This is a genomic window from Paenibacillus sp. FSL W8-0187 (assembly GCF_037969755.1).
Lineage (GTDB): Bacteria > Bacillota > Bacilli > Paenibacillales > Paenibacillaceae > Paenibacillus_AQ.
In genome coordinates this window covers 4729139-4751033 of sequence record NZ_CP150206.1, presented here as the reverse complement: position 1 = coordinate 4751033, position 21895 = coordinate 4729139, and the positions used below count along the sequence as shown (strand labels likewise).

21 protein-coding genes are annotated in these 21895 nt (G+C 48.4%); 6 read left to right on the top strand and 15 right to left on the bottom strand.

Features of this window, described 5'->3' with window-relative positions; translation table 11 throughout:
- Nucleotides 1-161 precede the first annotated feature (161 nt).
- Both MKY48_RS21265 and MKY48_RS21260 read right to left on the bottom strand, forming a co-directional pair.
- The gene (locus MKY48_RS21265; RefSeq protein WP_339290788.1) at nucleotides 162-2264 is read right to left on the bottom strand and encodes an ABC transporter ATP-binding protein; all 2103 of its coding nucleotides are present in this window, start codon (nucleotides 2262-2264) and stop codon (nucleotides 162-164) included.
- A complete protein-coding gene (locus tag MKY48_RS21260; protein WP_339293540.1) occupies nucleotides 2265-4022 on the bottom strand; it encodes an ABC transporter transmembrane domain-containing protein in 1758 nt (585 codons plus the stop codon).
- Nucleotides 4023-4604: 582 nt separating this feature from the next.
- Here MKY48_RS21260 and MKY48_RS21255 point away from each other — a divergent pair.
- Together MKY48_RS21255 and MKY48_RS21250 are read left to right on the top strand one after the other, a co-directional pair.
- Complete coding sequence (locus MKY48_RS21255) at nucleotides 4605-4910, top strand: HesB/YadR/YfhF family protein (protein ID WP_076322129.1); 306 nt, start codon at nucleotides 4605-4607, stop codon at nucleotides 4908-4910.
- 46 nt (nucleotides 4911-4956) lie between these two features.
- Nucleotides 4957-5406 (top strand): NUDIX domain-containing protein, encoded by a 450-nt coding sequence (locus MKY48_RS21250; protein ID WP_076322128.1) that lies wholly within the window; start codon nucleotides 4957-4959, stop codon nucleotides 5404-5406.
- Nucleotides 5407-5545: 139 nt separating this feature from the next.
- Here MKY48_RS21250 and MKY48_RS21245 read toward each other — a convergent pair whose 3' ends face one another.
- The gene (locus MKY48_RS21245; RefSeq protein ID WP_098746891.1) at nucleotides 5546-6058 is read right to left on the bottom strand and encodes an ADP-heptose synthase; all 513 of its coding nucleotides are present in this window, start codon (nucleotides 6056-6058) and stop codon (nucleotides 5546-5548) included.
- Nucleotides 6059-6191: 133 nt separating this feature from the next.
- Here MKY48_RS21245 and MKY48_RS21240 point away from each other — a divergent pair, with 133 nt between their 5' ends.
- Entirely contained in the window at nucleotides 6192-7937 is a 1746-nt protein-coding gene (locus MKY48_RS21240) for an ABC transporter ATP-binding protein (protein WP_076322126.1), read from the top strand.
- 97 nt (nucleotides 7938-8034) lie between these two features.
- Here the strand turns inward: MKY48_RS21240 and MKY48_RS21235 are convergent, their stop codons facing one another.
- From MKY48_RS21235 to MKY48_RS21205, 7 genes are all read right to left on the bottom strand, one after another.
- The gene (locus MKY48_RS21235; RefSeq protein WP_339290785.1) at nucleotides 8035-9327 is read right to left on the bottom strand and encodes a DUF6080 domain-containing protein; all 1293 of its coding nucleotides are present in this window, start codon (nucleotides 9325-9327) and stop codon (nucleotides 8035-8037) included.
- Between the two features lie 60 nt (nucleotides 9328-9387).
- Nucleotides 9388-9708 (bottom strand): EamA family transporter, encoded by a 321-nt coding sequence (locus MKY48_RS21230; RefSeq protein ID WP_076322124.1) that lies wholly within the window; start codon nucleotides 9706-9708, stop codon nucleotides 9388-9390.
- Nucleotides 9698-10039 carry an EamA family transporter gene (locus tag MKY48_RS21225; protein ID WP_076322123.1) on the bottom strand — a complete coding sequence of 114 codons (342 nt, stop codon included), beginning with the start codon at nucleotides 10037-10039 and terminating at the stop codon, nucleotides 9698-9700. Before MKY48_RS21225 ends, MKY48_RS21230 begins: the two co-directional genes overlap by 11 nt.
- The gene (locus tag MKY48_RS21220; RefSeq protein WP_339290784.1) at nucleotides 10027-10659 is read right to left on the bottom strand and encodes an HAD family hydrolase; all 633 of its coding nucleotides are present in this window, start codon (nucleotides 10657-10659) and stop codon (nucleotides 10027-10029) included. The genes MKY48_RS21225 and MKY48_RS21220 overlap by 13 nt, the downstream gene beginning before the upstream one ends.
- A gap of 28 nt (nucleotides 10660-10687) precedes the next feature.
- Nucleotides 10688-11593: a decaprenyl-phosphate phosphoribosyltransferase gene (locus tag MKY48_RS21215; protein WP_076322121.1), complete on the bottom strand. Its 906-nt coding sequence runs from the start codon at nucleotides 11591-11593 to the stop codon at nucleotides 10688-10690.
- Between the two features lie 223 nt (nucleotides 11594-11816).
- The gene (locus MKY48_RS21210) at nucleotides 11817-12260 is read right to left on the bottom strand and encodes a DUF441 domain-containing protein (protein ID WP_215153827.1); all 444 of its coding nucleotides are present in this window, start codon (nucleotides 12258-12260) and stop codon (nucleotides 11817-11819) included.
- A gap of 20 nt (nucleotides 12261-12280) precedes the next feature.
- Nucleotides 12281-13258, bottom strand: coding sequence for a YpdA family putative bacillithiol disulfide reductase (locus MKY48_RS21205; RefSeq protein ID WP_339290780.1), 978 nt, complete (start codon nucleotides 13256-13258; stop codon nucleotides 12281-12283).
- A gap of 179 nt (nucleotides 13259-13437) precedes the next feature.
- Here MKY48_RS21205 and MKY48_RS21200 point away from each other — a divergent pair, with 179 nt between their 5' ends.
- On the top strand, nucleotides 13438-13746 hold the full coding sequence (locus tag MKY48_RS21200; RefSeq protein WP_339266129.1) for a DUF2087 domain-containing protein: 309 nt from the start codon (nucleotides 13438-13440) through the stop codon (nucleotides 13744-13746).
- 93 nt (nucleotides 13747-13839) lie between these two features.
- Here MKY48_RS21200 and MKY48_RS21195 read toward each other — a convergent pair whose 3' ends face one another.
- The 5 genes from MKY48_RS21195 to MKY48_RS21175 all read right to left on the bottom strand — a co-directional run bounded on the left by MKY48_RS21195 (nucleotide 13840) and on the right by MKY48_RS21175 (nucleotide 17137).
- Nucleotides 13840-14466 (bottom strand): FMN-dependent NADH-azoreductase, encoded by a 627-nt coding sequence (locus MKY48_RS21195; RefSeq protein ID WP_098746877.1) that lies wholly within the window; start codon nucleotides 14464-14466, stop codon nucleotides 13840-13842.
- Nucleotides 14467-14729: 263 nt separating this feature from the next.
- On the bottom strand, nucleotides 14730-15578 hold the full coding sequence (locus tag MKY48_RS21190; RefSeq protein WP_339290777.1) for a DUF4097 family beta strand repeat-containing protein: 849 nt from the start codon (nucleotides 15576-15578) through the stop codon (nucleotides 14730-14732).
- Entirely contained in the window at nucleotides 15575-16135 is a 561-nt protein-coding gene (locus tag MKY48_RS21185) for a DUF1700 domain-containing protein (RefSeq protein WP_076322117.1), read from the bottom strand. The genes MKY48_RS21190 and MKY48_RS21185 overlap by 4 nt, the downstream gene beginning before the upstream one ends.
- On the bottom strand, nucleotides 16128-16457 hold the full coding sequence (locus MKY48_RS21180) for a PadR family transcriptional regulator (protein ID WP_071220202.1): 330 nt from the start codon (nucleotides 16455-16457) through the stop codon (nucleotides 16128-16130). The genes MKY48_RS21185 and MKY48_RS21180 overlap by 8 nt, the downstream gene beginning before the upstream one ends.
- A 440-nt stretch (nucleotides 16458-16897) precedes the next feature.
- The gene (locus MKY48_RS21175) at nucleotides 16898-17137 is read right to left on the bottom strand and encodes a hypothetical protein (RefSeq protein ID WP_098746871.1); all 240 of its coding nucleotides are present in this window, start codon (nucleotides 17135-17137) and stop codon (nucleotides 16898-16900) included.
- Between the two features lie 365 nt (nucleotides 17138-17502).
- On the opposite strand from MKY48_RS21175, the gene MKY48_RS21170 reads away from it, so the two are divergent.
- The gene (locus MKY48_RS21170) at nucleotides 17503-17814 is read left to right on the top strand and encodes a hypothetical protein (protein ID WP_076322205.1); all 312 of its coding nucleotides are present in this window, start codon (nucleotides 17503-17505) and stop codon (nucleotides 17812-17814) included.
- 89 nt (nucleotides 17815-17903) lie between these two features.
- A complete protein-coding gene (gene essC / locus MKY48_RS21165) occupies nucleotides 17904-21881 on the top strand; it encodes a type VII secretion protein EssC (RefSeq protein ID WP_339290775.1) in 3978 nt (1325 codons plus the stop codon).
- The last annotated feature ends 14 nt before the right edge of the window (nucleotides 21882-21895 follow it).

Here is a 21895-nt window from a genome sequence, read left to right as displayed (position 1 = left end):
TTCTTGTAATGTACCGCCAGCATACAATGCAATAAAGAAGGCTGTTCCCAAGCGAATGTAACATTCGACAGGGGACAGCCTTCTTTTATTGATATCTGTAGGTATAAACTTCGAAGCCTGGGTCTTCCTGATTTCGCAAGAAAAAACTCTTCTAACTTGGTTTATACATGACCACCAGCCATTTTACTGTTGGAGGCAAGTACCGTCTCCTTACTCTCTGCAATCGGAGCCGTGCTGCCTTGCTGGAGTTGATACATTTTAAAGTATCTTCCGCCCAGGGCCATCAGCTCGTCATGGGAACCCTGTTCCACAATTTCGCCGCGGTGAAGGACCAGAATCTGATCGGCGCTGCGGATCGTGGATAAGCGGTGGGCGATGATAAAGGTCGTGCGCCCTCGCTTCAGGACCTCCAGGGCTTCCTGGATTAAGGCTTCCGTCTCCGTATCAATGTTAGCGGTGGCTTCATCGAGAATCAGTATGGCCGGATTGAACGCAAGAGCCCGGGCAAAAGAGATTAACTGTCGTTGTCCGGCGGAGAGTGTGCTGCCTTTCTCCAGTACTGGCTCATCGAAGCCTTGCGGAAGATGAGCGAGCAGCCGATCAGCCCCTACGTCGCGCAGAGCCTGCTCCACTTGTTCCCGTGTAATGCTCGGATCACCCAGGCTGACATTCGAAGCAATGGTGCCTGTGAACAGGTACGGGTCTTGCAGTACAATCCCCATATGCTTGCGGAGCCATTGCTTTGGAATATCGGTAACGGGCTGGCCATCAATGGTAATCGTGCCTTTCTGCGGGTCATAGAAGCGGAACAGCAGATTGATGATGGAGCTTTTGCCGGAGCCGGTATGACCTACAAGCGCCACGGTTTGGCCTTGCTTCGCTTCAAAAGAAATGTTCTTAAGGACATAGTCCTTCTTGTACGCAAACGACACGTTCTGAAATTCTACATTTCCTAAATACCGCGGCATGCTGCCATCCGTTACTTTCTCGCCTGTTTCATCCATCAGCTCAAACACCCGTTTGGCGGAGACGATGGAGGTATCGAGCGCTGCCAGCTGGTTAACCATGCCCGTTATCGGCTGGAACATGCGGCCAAGCAGATCAACGAAGGCGTAGAGGACGCCGATCGAGACGATGCCGGCACCATTTAATGAAGCAGAACCGAAATACCAGAGTACGACTACAAAGGAAACGTTACGCAGAACATTCACCAGATTGTGCGTGGTGAAGGAGTTCAGATTGAGCATTTTGTTCTGATGAGCCATATAATCCGCATTCAGCGCCTCGAACTCGTCCTGGGTCGCTTTTTGGCGGCGGAATACACGAATGATGGCCATACCTTGAATGGATTCATTAATGATGGCATTGATCTCGCTCAGACGGGAGCGGATGACGGTATTGTATTTGGTTGCAAATTTACGGTACAGAATGGTCCATACAATCAACATCGGAATAACAAACAAACTGATCAAGCCCAGTCGTACATCCAGAAGGAACAAAGCGACGTAGACACCCGTGATATACACGGCGCCGGAGCTGAAGTTGGATAATACCGCAACGAACAGGTCCTTTACCGCTTCGGTATCATTGGTTACCCGGGAAACGACTTTGCCCGCTGGTAAATCATCAAAGAAGTTGACGGGCAGCCGCTGAATATGGGCGTACACATCGGTACGCAGCTTCTGAATGACCCGATTGGCTGCCGATTGCAGCCAGTAGGTTCTGCCGAACACCGTAATCATGGAGATCAACAGGCAGATCAGAAACAGGCCGACCAGCTTATATATGTTGGGAAGTTCGGGTTTATAAAATTCAAACAGCTGTTCCTTGGTCAATTTAACAGCCGGATACTGCATCTCCTCTGAGGCGTAGGAAATTGTCATGACACCGTCCTGAAAGGAGCGGTTTCCTTCGGTTCGGGCTACCGGCTCGTTAATGAAGTAAAAGCTGCGGCCAGCCTGAACGAGACGTACTTCCTGTCCTCGCGTCTCGCCTTCAAGAAAGCGATCCTCGCGTTTATAATAAGTCCCGTTATAGGATGCGGCATCTTGAGCCTGCGTCGTCTCATAATAAGGCCGTTCAATGCCCAGGATATGCTCGTCAATCATCGTTTTTGCGATGAAGGGACCTGCAAGCTCTGCGGCAACGCCGATGGCCAGCAGAATCAAGGCGGCGATGAAGGTGCCCTTGGCTGTTAAGGCATAACGGAACAGTCGTTTGGCAATGCCGGATTCATTCGATATGGTCGTATCGGTTGGAGTCAATTAAGACACCTCCTCCGAGGTCAGATTGTTTTCTACCTGCTGGCGTTCGAATTGCTCACGGTACCAGCCACCGAGCTCCAGCAGTTCATCATGGGTTCCTTGCTCCGTGATTCGACCGTCCTCCAGCACCACGATGACATCGGCATGCTGAACGGCTGAGAGTCGATGCGTGGAGATCAGGGTCGTCTTGCCGGCGCGTTTGCTCCGGATATTATCGATGATTCTGGCTTCCGTCCGGGCGTCTACAGCGGACAAGGAGTCGTCCAATATTAAGATTTCAGGGTCGCCGATAAAAGCTCGGGCCAGTGAGACCCTTTGTTTTTGCCCACCGGACAACGCCACGCCTTTTTCGCCTACAAGGGTATCAAGCCCATCGGACAGGGTGACCAGATCGCGGTCAAACGCAGCGGTCGTAATGGCCTCCATGATCAATTCGTCGCTGGCATCCTTTTTGCCGAATTGGATGTTCTGACGCACCGTCTTGGAGAACAAAATCTGCTCCTGCGGCACATACCCGATCCAGCCATGGAGCCGGTCAGTCGCCAGTTTCTCCATTGGTATATCGGAAATGAGGATTTCGCCGGTTCCGGTAGGGTACTCATGGAGAAGCTGCTTCAGCAGCGTCGATTTGCCGCTGCCCGTGCGTCCTACGACGCCGAGCGTCTGGCCTTTTTGCAGCGTAAAATTAATATGTTTCAAATTATCAATTGTAGAGGTTGGGTAACGGAACGTGACATCTTTAAATTGAATCGTATCCGGAACCTCCACCTCTACAGGATTCGCGGCATCGGTAACATCTGGCGGGGTCTTTAAGGTTTCGTTGACCCGATCCAGGGAAGCGTTTCCGCGCTGCATAATGTTGATCAATTCCCCGATGGCAAACATCGGCCAAATCATCATCCCGAGGTACATGTTGAACGATACGAGATCTCCGAGCGTGATTTGATTCTGGAACACCAGATACACACCGTAGGCTAAACCGATGACGTAACTGAGACCGATGGAGAAATTGATGGTTGGTTCGAATAAGGCGTCCACTTTGGCTACCGCCAGGTTTTTACGATATACATCATCCGTAATGTCCTGGAAGCGCTGCTGATCGGCGCGTTCCTGTACATAAGCGCGGACGACACGCACACCAGCTACAGACTCCAGAACCTGGTCGTTCATGTCTCCGAAGGCATCCTGCGCCAGCGTGTAGCGTTTATGGATGGCTCTTCCGTAGATGACCATACCAATGGCTATGATCGGCATGGGCAGAATAGCCGCCAATGTAAGCTTCCAGCTGACAATGAAGCCCATGGCGAACAGTACGACAATCAAGTATATGGTGGAGTCGGTCATGACGAGCATCCCAAAGCCGGTAGTTGCTGCCACGGAGCGAAGGTCATTCGTAGCTTTTGCCATGAGATCTCCTGTACGGTTACGTTCGAAAAACGGCGGAAGCATCCGCAGCAAATGGTTCATGTACCGGGTACGGAGCAGGCGTTCCACGAGGTTCGCTCCTCCGAACAAACGGTGCATCCATATGTAAGTGGCACAATAAACGACAGCAACGATGCCGAGAATCATGAGCAGATATTGGACGAGGGACGCCCACGTTATGGAACTGCTGACGATATCGTCAATGGCGTTTCCGAGCAGAAGCGGCGGCAGCAGCTCAACCAGTCCGCAAAAGATGAGAAGCGCAAGGCCGATCAAATAACGCTTTTTCTCTTGCTTGAAAAACCAGCCTAAATTTTTAAGTACGGCAAACACATTATCCCTTCCTTTCGTAGGTCGTTCCGGCATCATATCATCCTAAAAACCAAAAAAAGCACATCATCCGACGACGGACGATATGCTTCATTAATTTTGAACTTATCATTCGCACGGCGATCATGACTTCCGCGCAACGGTTAGCTGCTCGTTCTGATCATTCTGGCAACGAATGAACGAGGCTTGATGATGATGAGACAGCACCATTGGGGAGTCGATCCATATTTAATTGTAGGAAATGATGATCCAGATGATCTTGATCCATCGCAAACGGTTTAAACATGTCACTCACCCTTTCTTCGTAATTTACAATTTATTCAAATCGATCTCGTATGGACTGAATTTTATCACCATGAACTGGAATGTGTCAAACTTATTTTTCAGGATCATAGCAAGATATTCGATAGTGAAGGTAGGATAGAACCTTATGTCACTATTTTATTATCAAAATGATTTGTATCCTAACGTGCGTATGCGTTATGATAATATTGCAACTATTTATAAGATACCGTCCCTAAGATCTCCGGTCTGCAAAAAGATAGGGGTCAACATAATATGACGTCTAAGGAGGGTGTACGACACATGCAAATTCAAGTCAGCGACCAGGCGGCACGTTGGTACAAGAAGGAACTTGATCTTCAGTCAGGCACGTTCGTTCGCTTCTTTCCACGATATAGCTCAGGCGGCGGTCTCCATCCCGGATTTTCGCTCGGTATTTCGGTAGAAGAACCAAGAGAAGCGGGACTGACGGAGCATTCCGAAGAGGTAACATTTTTTATGGAAGAACAGGATTTGTGGTACTTGGAGGGATATACGCTACGCGTGAAGTATGAGGAATCCTTGGATGACATTTCGTATATTTATGAAGAAGAGGGCGCAGTGAATTAACCTGATGTGAGACTGCAGCGCCATCTAGGGAAAGGAGGTTCCCAAGATGAGCGTATATCACCGCGATATTCGCCAATACATCGGCAAACGCTCGGTGGTCCGTGTGAAAGCGGCGGTGCTTGTGCTGAACGATAACGGAGAGATTCTGCTCCTGAAGCGGCAGAACAAGGACGAGTGGGGACTTCCACTCGGAAACCTGAAGCCCGGCGAAGCTCTTGAAGACACAGCGTCCAGAGAGCTGTGGGAGGAGAGCGGCCAGACAGCGGATGATATGCGACTCTTGGACCTTGTGTCGGGTCCGGAGTATATGAAGAAGCAAATAGGTGGAGATGAAGTGTATTATGTGATAGGTGTGTATGCGGCAACCGGCCTGCACAGTGCCATTCATTTGTCCCCTAATACGGAAGTATCTCTTAAATATTTTGATTTTCAAGCATTGCCCGTTATGGATGAGATCACGGTCCGCTTGCTGGACAAGATAAAAAAGAACAGCTGAGGCTCGTTTAGTGGTGGCAGTTTGTACGCCTTAAATTCCCCGCACGGGGAATTTTTTTCGGTCAACATGAGGAGTCCCTGCCCCATTCAAACCGGGGGAGGGACTCCTTTTGCCATGCGAAGGCGTGTACATAGGATCATTATGGCTGCCCGGACAGCGGGACCTCCAATGCAAAATCAAAATCGTCGATATCATAGACCTGAACGGGAAGAGCGCTTTCGACGATACGCTGAATCAATTCGTATTGATCGGTCAGTATGGGAGCCGCGGCTCTTTGGGATGCCAGCAGCAGCTCGGTTTCCACAGGATCGAAGGATTCCCCATAGGGTGCGGTGTCCATGGTATTCATGACCGAGACCCGGGTAGTTTCACTAACGGGAATGGTGGGGCTCTTGGACCAAGGCACCTGCAGGGCGCGCTCGATTTTCTTTTTGTTCAGTGGTTCTTCAAAATAGGAAATCAATTCGCCAATCTTTATCTTGACGTGCTGGTCATCAGCACTGCTATTCATGAGATGTTCCTCGGTGGTATGAAGCTCATATAATTCCAAAATGGTAGTGTACGGAATGATGTACTCGACGGGTTTAGGTGGTACTAACAGCTGACCGTAAATGGCCAGCATGACGGCCTCCGTCACGAAAATTCTGGTCATGACTAAATCCTCCTGCAAGACATGATACAATTCATAAGTTTAGAACTAATAAAGCATTGAAGCGCATAAATGTCAACTGCTCTTCGCCTGTCAACCACGTGGATGTTACTTCAGAAAGGGGCTGTTATCACCTTTGAAATCATGGAAAATCTATTATCCGTTCGTTAAGCCATATATGAAGTGGATCATCCTGACCCTTATTATCGGCATGATCAAATTTGCAATCCCGTTGTTACTGCCCATGATCATGAAATATGTCGTGGATGATCTGCTAATCAACCAGCAGATGACCATTGAACAGAAAATCCAGGATCTGATGTGGATTCTCGCCGGGACCCTGGTGCTGTTTGTCGTTGTACGTGGTCCGGTGGAATATTTGCGGCAGTATTTTGCCCAGTTCATTACCAGTCGTATTTTATTCGATATGCGTAATCGACTGTATGCCCATCTGCAGCGGTTATCCCTTCGTTACTATCAGAATACCAAGGTAGGCGAGGCGATATCGCGCTTTATCAATGATGTGGAACAATCCAAGAACCTGGTAGAAGTCGGTATGATGAACATCTGGCTGGATATGTTTACATTGGTGTTTGTATTAATCGTCATGTTCTTCATGAATCCCGTTCTGACACTAGTTGCCATCTCGATTCTTCCTCTCTACGGGTTAGCGGTGAATTTGCTGTATAAGCGGCTTAAGCGCTTGACTAAGGACCGGTCGCAGGCTCTCGCCGGCATCCAAGCGTACCTGCATGAGCGGATTCAAGGGATCTCGGTCATCCGAAGTTTTACTCTGGAGCGGTACGACCAGAAGAAATTCGAAGGCATCAACGGCAATTTTCTGAAAAAAGCGATGGCGCAGACCCGCTGGAACGCGCTCACCTTCTCCATTATCAACACACTCACCGATATTGCGCCTATTCTGGTTATCGGTTATGGAGGATATCGGGTGATTCAGGGAGATCTGACATTAGGTACATTTGTTGCCTTCTTTGGTTATCTTGACAGGCTGTATGCGCCCCTTCGCCGCTTGATCAACTCGTCAACGGTGCTGACACAGGCTTCAGCTTCGCTGGAACGGGTCAAGGAGCTCATGGACGAGCCATATGACATCGTGGACCGTCCGGGTGCCAAAACGCTCAAGACAGCAGGACAGATCGAGTTTGACCGCGTAAGCTTCAAGTACAATGATGCCGCAGGCTGGGTGCTGCAAGATATTAACCTGACCATCAAGCAGGGGCAGACGGTTGCGTTCGTCGGCATGAGCGGCGGCGGCAAATCATCCCTGATTGGATTGATACCGAGATTTTACGATGTACAGCAGGGAGCAGTGAAGATTAACGGTCACGATGTCAGGGATTTGACGCTGGACAGCCTGCGCGGATCGGTGGGGATGGTCCTGCAGGACAACTTCCTGTTTAGCGGATCTGTTCGTGAAAATATATTGTTTGGCAATCCGGAAGCGGATGAGCAGAGAATCGTCGCCGCTGCCAAAGCCGCCAATGCGCATGATTTCATCACCCAGTTGCCGCAAGGCTATGAGACCGAAGTGGGGGAACGGGGCGTCAAGCTCTCGGGCGGGCAGAAGCAGAGACTTGCCATCGCCAGAGTCTTCCTCAAGGATCCGGACATTCTGGTGCTGGATGAGGCGACTTCGGCGCTGGACCTGGAGTCCGAGCATCTGATACAGCAGGCGCTGCAGTCCTTGTCCAACAATCGCACCACATTGATCGTGGCCCATCGCCTTTCTACCATTACGCATGCTGATCAAATCGTTGTGCTGGAGAATGGTAGAATTACAGAGCAAGGCACGCACGGCGAGCTGATGAATCTGGATGGAAGTTATGCCAGACTATACAACGTGCAGCATTTGGAGAATTAATATTCTCTTATTTCATTGATTAACGAAAGACCCGTCCTTCTAAGGCATGGTGTTCGGCCATGCTTCAGGGGACGGGTCTTTTGATGTGTTTAAAGGCTTATTTCTCGATATTCTTGAACACCGTGTCATAAGTCGTCTGAATATAGTCCAGCGTCTGCCCGTGTAATACGATATTGTTCACCAAGGTGATCAGCAGGAACAGTACCATGATGCCGGTCAGAGCTTGTTGAATCCGGAGGTTCTTTGTTTTGGCAATAAACAGTGCTGCAAGCACAAACAGGGCAAACAGATAATGTCCTGCGTACAAGTACAGATCGTAAGCATACGTAGCCAAACCAAACCCAACGATGATGTGCAGCAGAATCGCGAACAGAATATAGATGCCAAATGCCCAGGTATCGCGGGAGCGGATACCCTTAATGAAGGATAGAACCGCAAGGATAAGCATCCCGATACCGACGATATGGACATGAATCGGATACGGCTTGGCCAAATTCGTCACGAATGCAGCGATCCCCGGATCAATCATGGCAAGCTCAGGCGATAGGATGGGACTTACGAATAACATGTAGAAGACTCGGGAATGGTGCTCGAATGAAAAAGGAGAAACATAGCTGAGCGCACCGTTCTGCACGCTTGAAAACACGTTGGCGATCCACGATTTACCTGAGAACAGCAAGTGTTGAAGCAGAGTTACGATCACCGCCATCCCCAGGAAAACCAGCATAGTCATGATAAACCGTTTAAACGTGTCCTTTTGTTTTCTATCGAACTGGCTGATCAGCAGTGCTCCTGCGAACGTAGCTACATTCGTAGACGTGATGCCGAAATTAATCAGGGCCAGGGAGGCATTCGGCATGACGGCAAATCGATTCGTAAGCCGGCCATAGTGCAAATAAGCGGCTGATAGGATGATCATAAACTGCGCATAAGCGTAGGAATCCGGTATGAATGCCGTGAACAGCGAATAAGAGCTGATACCGAAGAAAGCCGCCGTGACGAGAGACAACAACCAGCTGGCTCCGCTTCTTCGGACGATGTAATAGACCAGCGCTGCGCTAAAGGCGTTCAGGACCGATTGAATCAGAAGATAAGGGAGGTTGGAGCTCCCGATCATCGTTGTTAACGGACTGGTCAGGAAATTAATGAACGGATGGATAATTGAGATATTTTCCGGTCCATATTCCATTGAAGGATCGAAGTTGAACAGATTCAGCGTAAAGGGCGCACCATAGAATGGGCTATGAGGCATCAACTCGGCTGCATGATCCTTGATGTAGGCTACGAACGGAAGGTTCATGAACACATACCATAGGGCCAGACAGACGCTTAGGCCGATCGCCGTGTAATTATCTTTTTTATGTCGAAATAAATAACTGAAAAAAGTCATGTTTTTCATTCCCCCCATCTTGCTATTATATGTACTGAAAATAGGCCAAGCGGCATTCGCTTACCAGATCAGCAGGAGCAATCCGGAAATAATAAAAGCGACGCCAGCGATTTTTCGGATCCCGATGGTTTCCTTGAATACCAGTTTGGCAAACAGTAACGCCCACAGGAACGTAAGTGCATTCGCCGGCATAACCAGCGTATAAGGAAGCTCTCCTAGAAGGTATATGTTTAACAAGGCTCCCAATCCGTAACTAAGAAAACCGATCAGCAGCAGCTTGATTTGTTTGTTTGCGGTATATCCTTTGAAGAATACGCTGCCCAGTGAGCCGAGTAAGGTCATCAGGAGCAGAAGCAAGTATAGGAACCCGTCATTTTTCATAGGAAGTTAATGTCACCCCGATTCCAAGCAGGGCTACGGCTGCCAGTTTTTGCAGGGTTAATGGTTCATCCAGAAAAAAATCACCATAAAACAGAGCCACAATATAGCTGATACACATCAGAGGATAGGCAACGGACAGCTTCTCCAATGAAAACGATTTGATCATGAGAATGGCCCCGAGGCCGTAGCAGATAAAACCGATTCCCATGTATATCAAGTTGGCGTGGCCCCATTTCCAGAACAGCTGGCCGGTAGCCGTCAAAAAAGCCGATAGAACCATGAACAGCTTGCCCAGGTGGCGCGGGGCGCTCTGCGCTTTTATCTGTTCCATGTTAATCCCTCGCATCCCTGAGCAGATTTCTGATTGATCAAATATTTGTATTTGACGAGCCCGAACATAGGGAGGTCGGACAAGGAATCGGAGTAAGCGCAGGAAGCTGCATAATCAATGCTCAGTTGCCGCTCGTTCAAGTACTGCTGAATCCGGTTCACTTTTTCCTCCCCCTTACAATTGTTTCCTTCAATTATCGAGGTAAAGCGTCCTTCCCGTACGGAAAGTTTCGTAGCGATCACGGTATCGACGCAAGGAAGCTCTGCAAAGTATCTCATGTAAGCGTCGGGGGACGCCGTTACAAGCAGCACATGATAACCCTCGCTTTTTTTTCGCTGCATTTCCTTCAGCGCAGCCGGAAAGATGGCAGGTTTTAATTCCGTTTCGTAAAAATGTTTCAGGTCGGCATCATCCATATGGCGCATCGCATGAAAATAAGCGCTCTTTGCCTTCTCAGCCTCCAGAAGACGGAGCTTGTACAGCACGGAATGCAGCACGACTTTCAGAATGAAGGGTGCTGTGGACGGTTTTTTGCGAATACCATATTTTAAAAACTGAAACATGGAGTCTGTATGGATGACCGTTTGGTCGATGTCAAAGATTGCGAATTTCTGTTTCATATCATTTCCCTCAATTACTAATTCTGTATTATTCAAAGTATACTAAAATCCCGATAACGCTGATGACATAGAGGATCACGGTGACCAGGATGTGTGTGTCCTCCAGGAGCACCCGGTCCGGAGCCCCGCCTTTTTTCTCGATATGAATCAGATAAAGATAGCGGAACATCCCATATATGACAAGCGGTATGGTCCACATGAGGTGAACGGTTCTGCCTGACGTAAAGGTAAACAGTGAATAACTGATGATGGTTGCTGTGGTGACAATGCTGCTCATCTGGTCCAGCAGATCGAACGAATATTGATCGAGCACCTTGCGGTGAGAGCCTTTGTCATGCTGCAGCAGATGGAGCTCATGTCGTCTCTTGCCGATCGCCAGGAAGAGCGATAGCAGCATCGTACAGAGAAGGAACCATGGCGTGAACGGGACGTGGATGACCAGTCCGCCCGCGATGGCTCGCAGCACGAACCCGGCCGCGATAATCATGATGTCAATGATGACAACATGCTTCAGCCGGAAGGAGTAGGCTACGTTCATGGCAAAATAGAGCACCAATAACACGGTAAACAGCGGATTTAGGAAATAAGATACGGCCAGCGAAGCGATTAGCAGCAGCACGCCGAATGCAATAGCCAGCTTGGGCGGCAGCGCACCCGAGGCCATGGGACGGTATTTCTTTACCGGATGGTTGCGATCCGCTTCGCGATCGGCATAATCATTCACAATATAGACGCAGCCGGAAACGAAGGACAACAGGAAAAAACCGATCAGGGTGTCGAAGAGCACGCCTGGATTTACCACTTCAAACGAGAAGAGGGGGGCTGCAAATATGAGCAGATTTTTGGTCCATTGCTTCGGCCTCAGCTGCCTGAAGAGCAGCATGGGAAGCTGCCTAAGCGGAGCAGCCGCCGATTCGGTATTCGTTGAAGACAATTGTGTTACCTCCTGATACATCATATTTCATAAGGGATTACGGAAAAATCGCTAAAACACGATAGCTATCATACCATAAAATAGACTATATATGGTAATGATCCGTCCGATACGAGGCTTGTTAATAGAACAAATAAACCTCCCCAAGCGTTCACGAACCGGCAGGGAGGTTATTGTTCTTTTTATGTTATTTATAAAAAAATGTTGCATCTGTTGCTGTTCCTCACGATTTACCGATGAGCAGGGACAACAGACCGGCGGCGATGAGCGGCCCGACGGGCACGCCGCGAAATAGGGCGACCCCAAGTACCGTGCCAACAAGAAGACCGGCAACCACGGTGGGATTGCTTCCCATAAGCGTGGCACCACGACCGCCCAGATAAGCGACAAGCATGCCGACGGCGATGGCCAAAAGAGATTTCCAGTTCAGGAAGGATTCGCCGATCGTTTGCAGGCTCATTTTGCCGCTGGCCAGCGGTGACATGACACCTATGGTGAGAATGATAATGCCGAGGGTCAGTCCGTATTTCTCCAGCCATGGAAATGCTTGCTGAAAGCCGGTTACACGGATGAGAAGCAATGCCAGCATCGCAATCGTCACGGCCGAATTGCTGCTGATAATGCCAATTCCCGCCATTGCCAGCAGGATGAGTGAAGTTACGTCCATGGGGGATCGCTCCTTTTTTGTTAAGCGTTCGAGACCAAGTGCTCGGCAATCAAACGACCGTGTAGTCTCCCTGACTCAATAAACACCTCATTGGCATTACGACCGGATGCAATGACACCAGCGACATAGAGTCCCGAAACATTGGTCTCCATCGTATCCGGATTATAGAGCGGCTTCTCCATGTCTTCATCCAGTTCAACGCCGGAGGAGGCAAGCAATTTCCGATCAGGACGGAATCCGGTCAATGCCAGTACAAAATCATTTTCAATGATTGTTTCCTGGCCTTGATTCGAAAGGACGGTAATGGAAGACTCTGCGATTTGTACGACACGCGAGTTCAGGTGAAGCTGGATATGTCCCTTTTGCACCATACTATCGAACAGAGGACGTACCCAAGGTTTGATGTTCTGTGAAACTTCCTCACCCCGATATACCATCGTGACCTCGGCTCCGACACGGATGAGCTCCATGGCAGCATCCACAGCGGAATTACTGCCGCCAATGATCGCGGTTTTCATTCCAGCATACGGATGGGCTTCCCGGAAATAATGGGTAACTTTCTCCAAGTCTTCTCCAGGAATGCCAATATAATTCGGATGATCAAAATAACCCGTAGCAATGACTACGTGTTTGGCTTCTCGTATGGACTCTACACCGCCGCGGCGCTGGGTCTTTACCTGAAAGCTGCCGTCAGGCTGCTTGGTTATGGTGAGAGCTTCCTCGTATGGGAAGATCTTCAGATTAAAGTGTCTGGCAACTCTGCGATAATAAGCCAGTGCCTCGTGCCGAAACGGTTTATCATTCGATATCGCGAACGGAACTTCTCCGATTTCAAGCATTTCAGCCGTACTGAAAAACTGCATATGCGTTGGATAGAGATAAATGGAATGAACTACATTGTGTTTATCAATGATCTCGCAGCTGAGGCCCCGGTTGCGGCATTCAATGGCAGTTGAGAGACCACATGGGCCTGCGCCGATAATTAAGACGTCGAGCATGGTGAACCTCCTTATGTAATAACCTTACGCAATCGATCTGCATAATAATCCTACAGCAAATAAAAGGATAAATCCAGATTTGACGGGATTGACAAACATTTCAAATTTGATTACCATCTAATTAGATTAACGTTAAATTAGATGATTGTGAAATTTATTTAGAATGGAGGAAGAACACCATGATGGAACCAATTGCAAGTGAAGCCTATAAGGCATCCGTTCTCCGGAATTTTATAACGAAAGACGGAACGCTGCGTTCCATTCCGGCCCAGTACAAAAAGAAACTCGTCATATTGGAGTATCTGGTAGAGCAGCTTGAAGCAGGGAAAGAATATCCGGAAAAGGATATCAATGCGTTTATCAAGCGTTATCATGCGGATTATGCGACCATTCGGCGGGAATTTATCATTCATCAATATATGAGCCGTGATCATGAAATCTATACACGTAACCCGCGCGAGTTATGGACCCAATGGGAAAAGGTTTAAACGGGATTACACAAAAGCCACCTTTTACTGCCTGAGCAGTGGAAGGTGGCTTTTTGTATTAACTATCCGTTGTATACATAGGTAAAAGTTCGATTAGAAACCGGCAGCAGCCTTTTTAACGAGCTCGAGACCGTTCTGAACGATCATTTCCGCTTCGTCAGGGAATTGGTTGTGGCCTTCAATGATGAGGGTTTCGATATCTTGCACGCCCCATTGACGAAGATTACCCATTACGAAGTTAACGGCCATCTCAGCCGCGGCCATAGGTCCCTCCGAATAGTTACCTCCACGAGCATTCAGGATGACGACTTTTTTGCCTGTCACCAGACCTACAACGCCTTGCGGCGTATATTTGAACGTTTTGCCTGCTTGGTTCAGGTAGTCGATATAGGTATGAAGAACGGCAGGTACGGTCATGTTCCACAATGGGAAAGCGAGCACGATTTTGTCAGCAGCAAGAAACTGGTCAAGATATTTGCTTACATTCGCAGCAGCTGCCTGCTCTTCGGGGGTAGATTCCAATCCTTGAGCAGCTTTGAACATACCGTTAATGGCTGTGCCGTCATAATAAGGAAGATTCTCTGCAAAAAGGTCAAGCTCCGTGATTTGGTCTTCCGGATGACTTGCTTTGAAGGATTCCAAAAACGCATGGTACATTTTTACGCTTACCGATTGTTCGATGGCTCTGTTGTTTGCTTTGATGAATAGTACATTAGACATGTATGAAAACTCTCCTTGTTGTGTAGTTTACTTTATAAAGTATAGTATATTTCATTTCGATCGTTTGTCAACAACGTCTTAAAGTGCGTGTTCAAAAAGGTCGATTTTCAGCACCGAGAAGGTTGGATGAAGCTAGGGACGTCAGGAGCGGAGCGTACGTTTTGGGTACGTGAGCACCGGAAGGCCCGGCTGAATTCAAGATTCGATGTCGAGCTGCTTCCTTATTCGCTTCGTGATCAAAAGCGGACTTTTTGAACAACCTCTTAATGTACGATATCGATATTTCCGGAATAGGTTTCCACTTGGATGGTATCGGTTGTTTCTTTCAGTGACTCCGGCGCTGAAACGTCTCCCGATAGTGTCTTAAGGTCATAGAATCCCCGGAAGGACGGGTCAGGCTGCACTTTCACATTGCCGGATCTGCACAGGATATTAACCGATGAAACGCCAAGCAATCCCACGTTTACGTTACCGGAAGTGACCTCAACGTCGACGGGACCTTCCATATTTTTCAGCACGACATTTCCCGAATGATTGACCATCTGGGTGGATGCCCGGATGTCAGAACCGCGAATATTTCCTGAAATGTTCTCAACGCTTAACTGCTCGGCTTGTATTCCGCTCATGTTAATGTCGCCTGACTTCACGGAGATGTCAATCATCTTGGAGGAAGCTCCGCTTACCTGGATATTGTCTGAGAGCGTCGATAAATCGAGTTCGTCGAGTTTTGTGCTTGATGGAAGCACAATGGTCAGTTTTCCTTTCGGTGAACGAAAGCCCACACTCATCAACTGGAAAGTGGAAGGTGTAGTCAGATCCAATTTCACCTCAGGGCCTGATGGATTAAAGTTTTTAAGAATATCGACATGCTCCGGTTTTAATTTGCCGTCAAACGCGATATATCCGTTCGAATCGCCGCTGTCCTCAAACGCGAAGCTGATATTAATATTGCTGGCAATAGTTAATTTTTTCAAATTTACGGCATCCTGCAGATCCCATCGATTCTGATAGCTGACAAGCTCTTCACCGAATTTAAACTTGTTCAAGGCCATGCCGATGATTCCTACCAATATAAGTGCGATTGCTAAACTGAACAACCATTTTCTGTTCACTGTGCGTCACGTCCCTTCAACAAACGCGTATTCCATCTGGAGTACCTCAAGGTTAACGATAACAATCCAACCATGGCTGAGCGTGTGGCATATCCGAGGAAGATGCCGATTCCGATCAAAGAGATGGATAAGAATAATTTGGCCGGATAAAACGTTCCGTTTACGATATAGTCAATCAGAACGAGCACTGGGCTCAGCAAGGTTGCCAGGGCTCCCAGAGCAATGGCGACCCCTCCGGACCATAATGCTGCAAGGAAGGGGACTGCCACCAATGCACAGAAGAACAAACCGACTCCTAACGCATATTTTCCAAAAGAAGACGGTCTTCGGATCGCTGCCGGAACAGGCATATCCATATCCACATACCGGTCGCCTAACGCTTCCTTGGCCATTTCAAAAGGATCTCCCAATTCACGAGCGATTTCCTCTTCGGTTCGTCCATTCTGCATGCCAATGACAAAATGGGACGCCACATCATGAATGAATTCCCGCCGTTCGTCGGGGGGAAGCGCGGCAAGACGCGATTCCAAAATTGAAATAAACTGTTTTTTAGTCATACAAATTTCCTTCCTCTATCAGATTGGTCACATTGCCCACAAAAGCTTGCCATTCCTTTACCAAGGCTCTCATATAAATCACTCCGCTAGGCGTCAGCTTATAATATTTACGGGGCGGACCCTCGGTCGATTCCTGGAGGTACGTCGTACAATAACCTTCATTAACAAGTCGGCGAAGGAGAGGGTACAACGCCCCTTCGGCTACCTCAATATGCCTCGATACCGCTTGAGCCAACTCGTAGCCATACTGGTCCTTGCGATGGATTAACACAAGCACGCAGAGTTCAAGCACGCCTTTTTTGAATTGAATACTGACATTCATACGGCAGATGATACCTCCTTTCATAAGTCCATGTTCATGCTGTAAACATGAGGTAGTAATTAATATTCAGTAGTGGTCTATGAATAAGATATCACTTAGTACTGATTAATGCAAGGTACTGATTATAAAATAGGCTGTCGTCAGAATATCGTCGAATCATAAGAAGCTTTGTTAAACGAAAGAAAGTCTCGTTTAATCTTAAAAAGGCACGGTTAATAGAAGTTATCAGAACATTGGGTCGTTTTTCCAAAAGAAGAATGGAGGGATGAACAGTATGTCCATCGATCGGTTTATATTAAAAAAATTGGACAGATGCCAGGAGATCACAACGCGGAGAAATCTCGTGAAATTGTTTCAAATCCGAATTCAGAGAGCGCAGATAGCCGAGGATCGCCATTACGGGTTATAATGAAGTTAAACAAAAAAAGGGCTACCCCTCTTTAAAAGAGAGATAGCGCAAGAGAGTCGTTTTCGCTTTTGCTGTGAAGAATTGCCTCGGATCCCTCGATTTCAATGCTGATCAGGGAATTGAGGCATTTTTGCAGCGCGTTTTTACCGGTTTGAATTTTATGGTCAAGCGCGCTGGTTAGCAGTTTTAGCACCTTCTGTACCGGCTGCTTGCTATCCGTTGTAAAGTATACGGGAACCGGCTTATTTTGGAACATGATTAGTGTTTTCATATCAATCACCTCACGAAAGATTTTTCATGATATTTGCATTATAAATTGCCAATCTTAAAATAACCTTAAATTCATAGAATTAATCAGCATCATTTTTCTGAGCGTGACATTTTTGTGAACGACGATATTTTCCCGACTACAAACCCGGATTTAACCTATAATCAATACATAAATAGTCCCTCGGGACTAACAATGCCGCGTGAAAAATAGGAAATAGGAAATATGACACAAATTGACAGAACTGACCCTCGGATGATATTATTACAATAATGTAACTATTTTTTGCAACTATTGAAATAGGTGATTGGACTTTGCTTATGGAATAAACATAAGGATTACCATTTTTGGAAAGGCAGGTTAACCAGATGATACTCACCGTGATCAGCGGGCGAAATGAAGATGATTGGTTTGATATCGACGTACCCGATGAGTGCTCCATTGAACGGTTGAATGAGCTGCTGGGGCTACGTCTTTTTCGTGAACCCTCGGGTGAAGGGATTCAATATATATTGGAAGCAAAGTTCCCGGAAGGCTTGTGGTTTACGGTAGGGGGCCATTCTAACCTAGTTGAAGCAGGACTTAGAGAAGGCTCCTATATCCGTTTACAGCGGGCATTCTCAACAACCACCGAGGAAGCTCCTGTCTATGGCAGAAGATTGTTGTTTCAAGAAAGCTGAGATTGGGTAAGTAACCCTTTGGTTTTAATTGAAACAGCAAAATACATAATTGTACATTTCAGACGCTCTGGATTAGGAGGAAGTGACATATGAACGTGTTGTACCAACGTTCGCCGCGTATTAGACCGGCTTTACCCAATGAAGACATGGAGATTCTGAGACCGCCGTCCGAGCCAAGCAAACCGTCGTTTTCGATGATTGCCATCATTATTCCGATTATTATGACGGCTGCGATGGTTGGTTTCTATTTCTATATGAGCGCAAACGGCAAAATGGGGAGCAGTTACATGATACTCACCATCTTTATGATGCTGACTTCCTACACGCTGCCGTTCTTCATGTATTTAAGCAACAAGAAGACTTATCAGAAGAAGCTGGCCGAACGAAATCAGAAGTACCGTGCACAGCTTGACCTGCACCGGGAAGAGCTTAAGGAGCGGCAGGAGGATCAGGTACATATTCTGTTTGATATCCATGGCGATCCGGACGTGTGTTACAACGTTGTGAAGAACCGGAGCAGCAGCTTGTGGGAACGTTCCCCGGAAGATAAGGATTTTCTGGAGATTTGCGTGGGCAAGGGAGAGGTTCCGTTCTACATTAACGTAAAGCCACCCCGTGCGGATGGGTATGACAAGGACCCTCTGATAGAAGCAGCCGAATTGCTGTCTTCCGAATTTCAGTCCGTCGACGATGCATCGATTGCGCTGCCGTTATTCGAATCCAAGGTAATAGGGATCGTAGGCGGAAGAGACCGCGTATTAAATATGCTGCGCGTGATGATGGCCCAAACGGCTGTGCGGCACTCACCCGATGAAGTGAAGATCGCCGCTTTCTACGAAGAGAAAGAAGCGAGCGAGTGGCAATGGCTGCGCTGGCTCCCTCATACGTGGGATGATGATCGTTCCAGCCGCTATCTTGCGGATCGACGGAGCAATGCCCATCAACTTGCCGATGAAATATTTACTCACTTGTACCGGCGTAAAAATAATCGCTCTGAACATGGGAAGAAATCGATTGAGACGCCGGCATACGTGGTGATCTTATCTGCTACCCAATTAATCGAGGAAGAACCGCTGCTGCCTCTGCTGATGGAAGATGCCGAAGCGACCGATGCGGTTACCATCATCTTGTCCGACCGCAAGGAAAGCTTGCCGATGCACTGCCAGCTTATTGTTGAGGTTGACCGGGAGCAGGCGGCGTACACGATTAAGAAAGCGGACGGCACGGTCTCCAAGCAAACCTTCCAATCCCATCATATTAGCAGAGAGCAGATTGAAGCCTTGGCTCGATACATGGCGCCAATCCGGCTGAAGCGATCTTCTGCGTCCGATATCCCTAGCGTTTTGGCACTTTTCGAGATGATGGATATACAAAAAATCAACGATTTGGATATGCACAGACGCTGGCAGCAGAACCGATATCCGGATTCATTACCCGTTCCGATGGGTGTCCGGGCGGGCGGAAAGAAGATTAATTTGAATCTTCATGATAAAATAGAGCGTCAAGGTCATGGACCGCACGGTCTGATTGCGGGAACAACCGGTTCCGGGAAAAGTGAGGTTATTCAATCGATTGTGGCCTCCCTGGCCTCCGAGTTTCACCCGCATGATCTAGCATTTATGCTTATTGATTATAAGGGCGGCGGCATGTCCAACACGTTTGTTAACTTGCCGCACGTAGTAGGCACCATAACGAACCTGGATAACAATCTGATTGAACGTGCGAAGGTGTCGCTGAAAGCCGAGCTGGTCCGCCGCCAGAAAATATTGAACGATGCGGGAAATCTGCAGCATATCGACGAGTACTACAAGCTGCTGCGCAATCGCCATGGCGAGCCGCTCCCGCATCTCGTTATCATCATTGATGAATTTGCACAGCTGAAGAAAGATCAACCGGAGTTTATGGATGAATTGATCAGCATTGCCGCTATTGGACGAACACTTGGTGTCCATCTGATCCTTGCGACCCAGAAACCGGCAGGTGTCGTGGACGATAAGATTTGGAGTAACTCGCGCTTTCGGATCTGTCTTCGGGTACAAAGCGAGGGCGACAGCCGTGATATGCTGAAGATTCCGAATGCAGCCTGGATTAACAAGCCCGGACGAGGCTATTTTCAGGTGGGCAGCGACGAAGTGTTTGAAGAAATGCAGTTTGCCTGGAGCGGCGCTCCTTATATTGAAGAAAAGGATACACCAGGCGCAGTGGTTATTCGCGAGGTGCGAATCAACGGGAAGTCGGAGCCTCTGCTTGCTTCTAATCCCTCCCTGGGAGCGCATCTGGAGGTGCCCAAACAGCTCCAGGTGTTTATCGACCATGTGGCTGAGGTGGCCAAGGAGCAAGGGATCGAACGGCTCCAGGGACCTTGGCTTCCACCGCTTCCGGAGAGTCTGGATCTGGAGAGCATACCGTCTGGGACCGAGCTGCAGAAGCAAGATCTGTTCAGTGATTCGGCACTTGTGTCCTATGTTGGGATGGTTGATGATCTGCCAAACCAGTGCCAGAAGCCGCTGATGCTCAATCTTGAGCAAGGCCACTGGGCCGTATACGGCATGCCCGGACTTGGTAAGACCACCTTTATTCAAACGATGCTGATGTCGTTAGCCAATCGGTATACCCCGGACTTTTGGCATGGGTATATCGTGGATATGGGCCGGATGCTGCGGGATTTTGCAGGGCTCCCTCATATCGGAGGAGTCATGATGGCGGAGGAAGAGGATCGTATCAAGCGCCTGTTCCGTTTTCTGACGAAAACGGCGGCGACTCGCAAAGATATGATTGCTGAAGCAGGTGTGAAGACTGTTGCGTCCTACCGCCGGGGCAATACAGGCCCCGTCCCGCAGCTGGTCGTGGTTATTGACGGTTACTTGAATTTCCGCAACTCCTATCCGGATGAGAATGATATGCTTGAATACTTGCTGCGAGAAGGCGGCAGTCTGGGGATTACGTTTGTCATTACGGCGAACCGGATTTCGGATATGTTCGAGAAGGTCCGAAGCAATATCTCGCAAGCAGTATCGTACGAACTCGCCGATCCTGCTGATTACTATTATGCAGTGGGGCGTCCAACAAGAGTTCCCAGCCAGCTTCCTCCAGGAAGAGGATTGGTTAAAGGGCAGGTGCCGCCGCTTGAATTTCAGACGGCTTTGCCGGCTTCCGGTCAGGAAGAGGGGGACCGTTCCGCAGCGCTCCGCGATACGATTCGCACTCACCGGGCAACGTGGCACGGGGAAGAAGCACCACGGATTGAGTCACTGCCGGACAAGATTCCGCTCCATCAACTGCTGAAGGTACAAAAGCCTTATGAATCAGCAGGAATGGTGAAGTTTCGGGTTCCTGTCGGGGTGGCTACGGATGACTTGACCCCTTTTGCTATCGATCTGGAGGATGGACCACATTTTATTGTGGCGAGTCCGATGGAAGGTGGTAAAACATCATTCCTCCTTAGCTGGATGTTATCACTTGCATATCATACATCGCCGGATGAGCTGGAATTATATACGGTAGATACGCGCTATGGAAGCAGTGGTCTGAGTCGGATGAACCATCTTCCGCATGTCCGTGGGCATGCGGAGAATGAGGAAGATTTGGCTCCGCTCATTTCAGGCCTTTATGAACGGGTTCAGACCCGGTCCAAAGACAGTGAAGATCCGACTATCCTGCTTATGATTGATGACGCTGACGTGCTCAGCAAGCAGCTTTCCGATTTCACCTTGAAAGACCAGCTGTCTGCCATCGTCAGACAGGGAAGAGACCGCAAGGTACATGTTGTCATTGCCGGTGTACCGGCCGATTTCCCGACGTATGGCGTCGATTGGTTTACCGATATCAAGGCTGCACAAAACGGATTTTTATTCGGAACATTGGATTCCAACGATTTATCGTTCTTCAGAATTCCTTTTTCCGAATCTGCCAATAGTCCTGGAGGACTAAAAATACTTCCGCCAGGACAGGGGTACTATGTAAAACGTAAATTTTCCAGAATAAAAGGCGCAGTTCCGTTCGATGACGAATGGAACGCCCAAAGATGGGTCACAGAAATTCGCGACCGATGGCATGTTGTAGTTTGAGGGGAGGTGGCTCA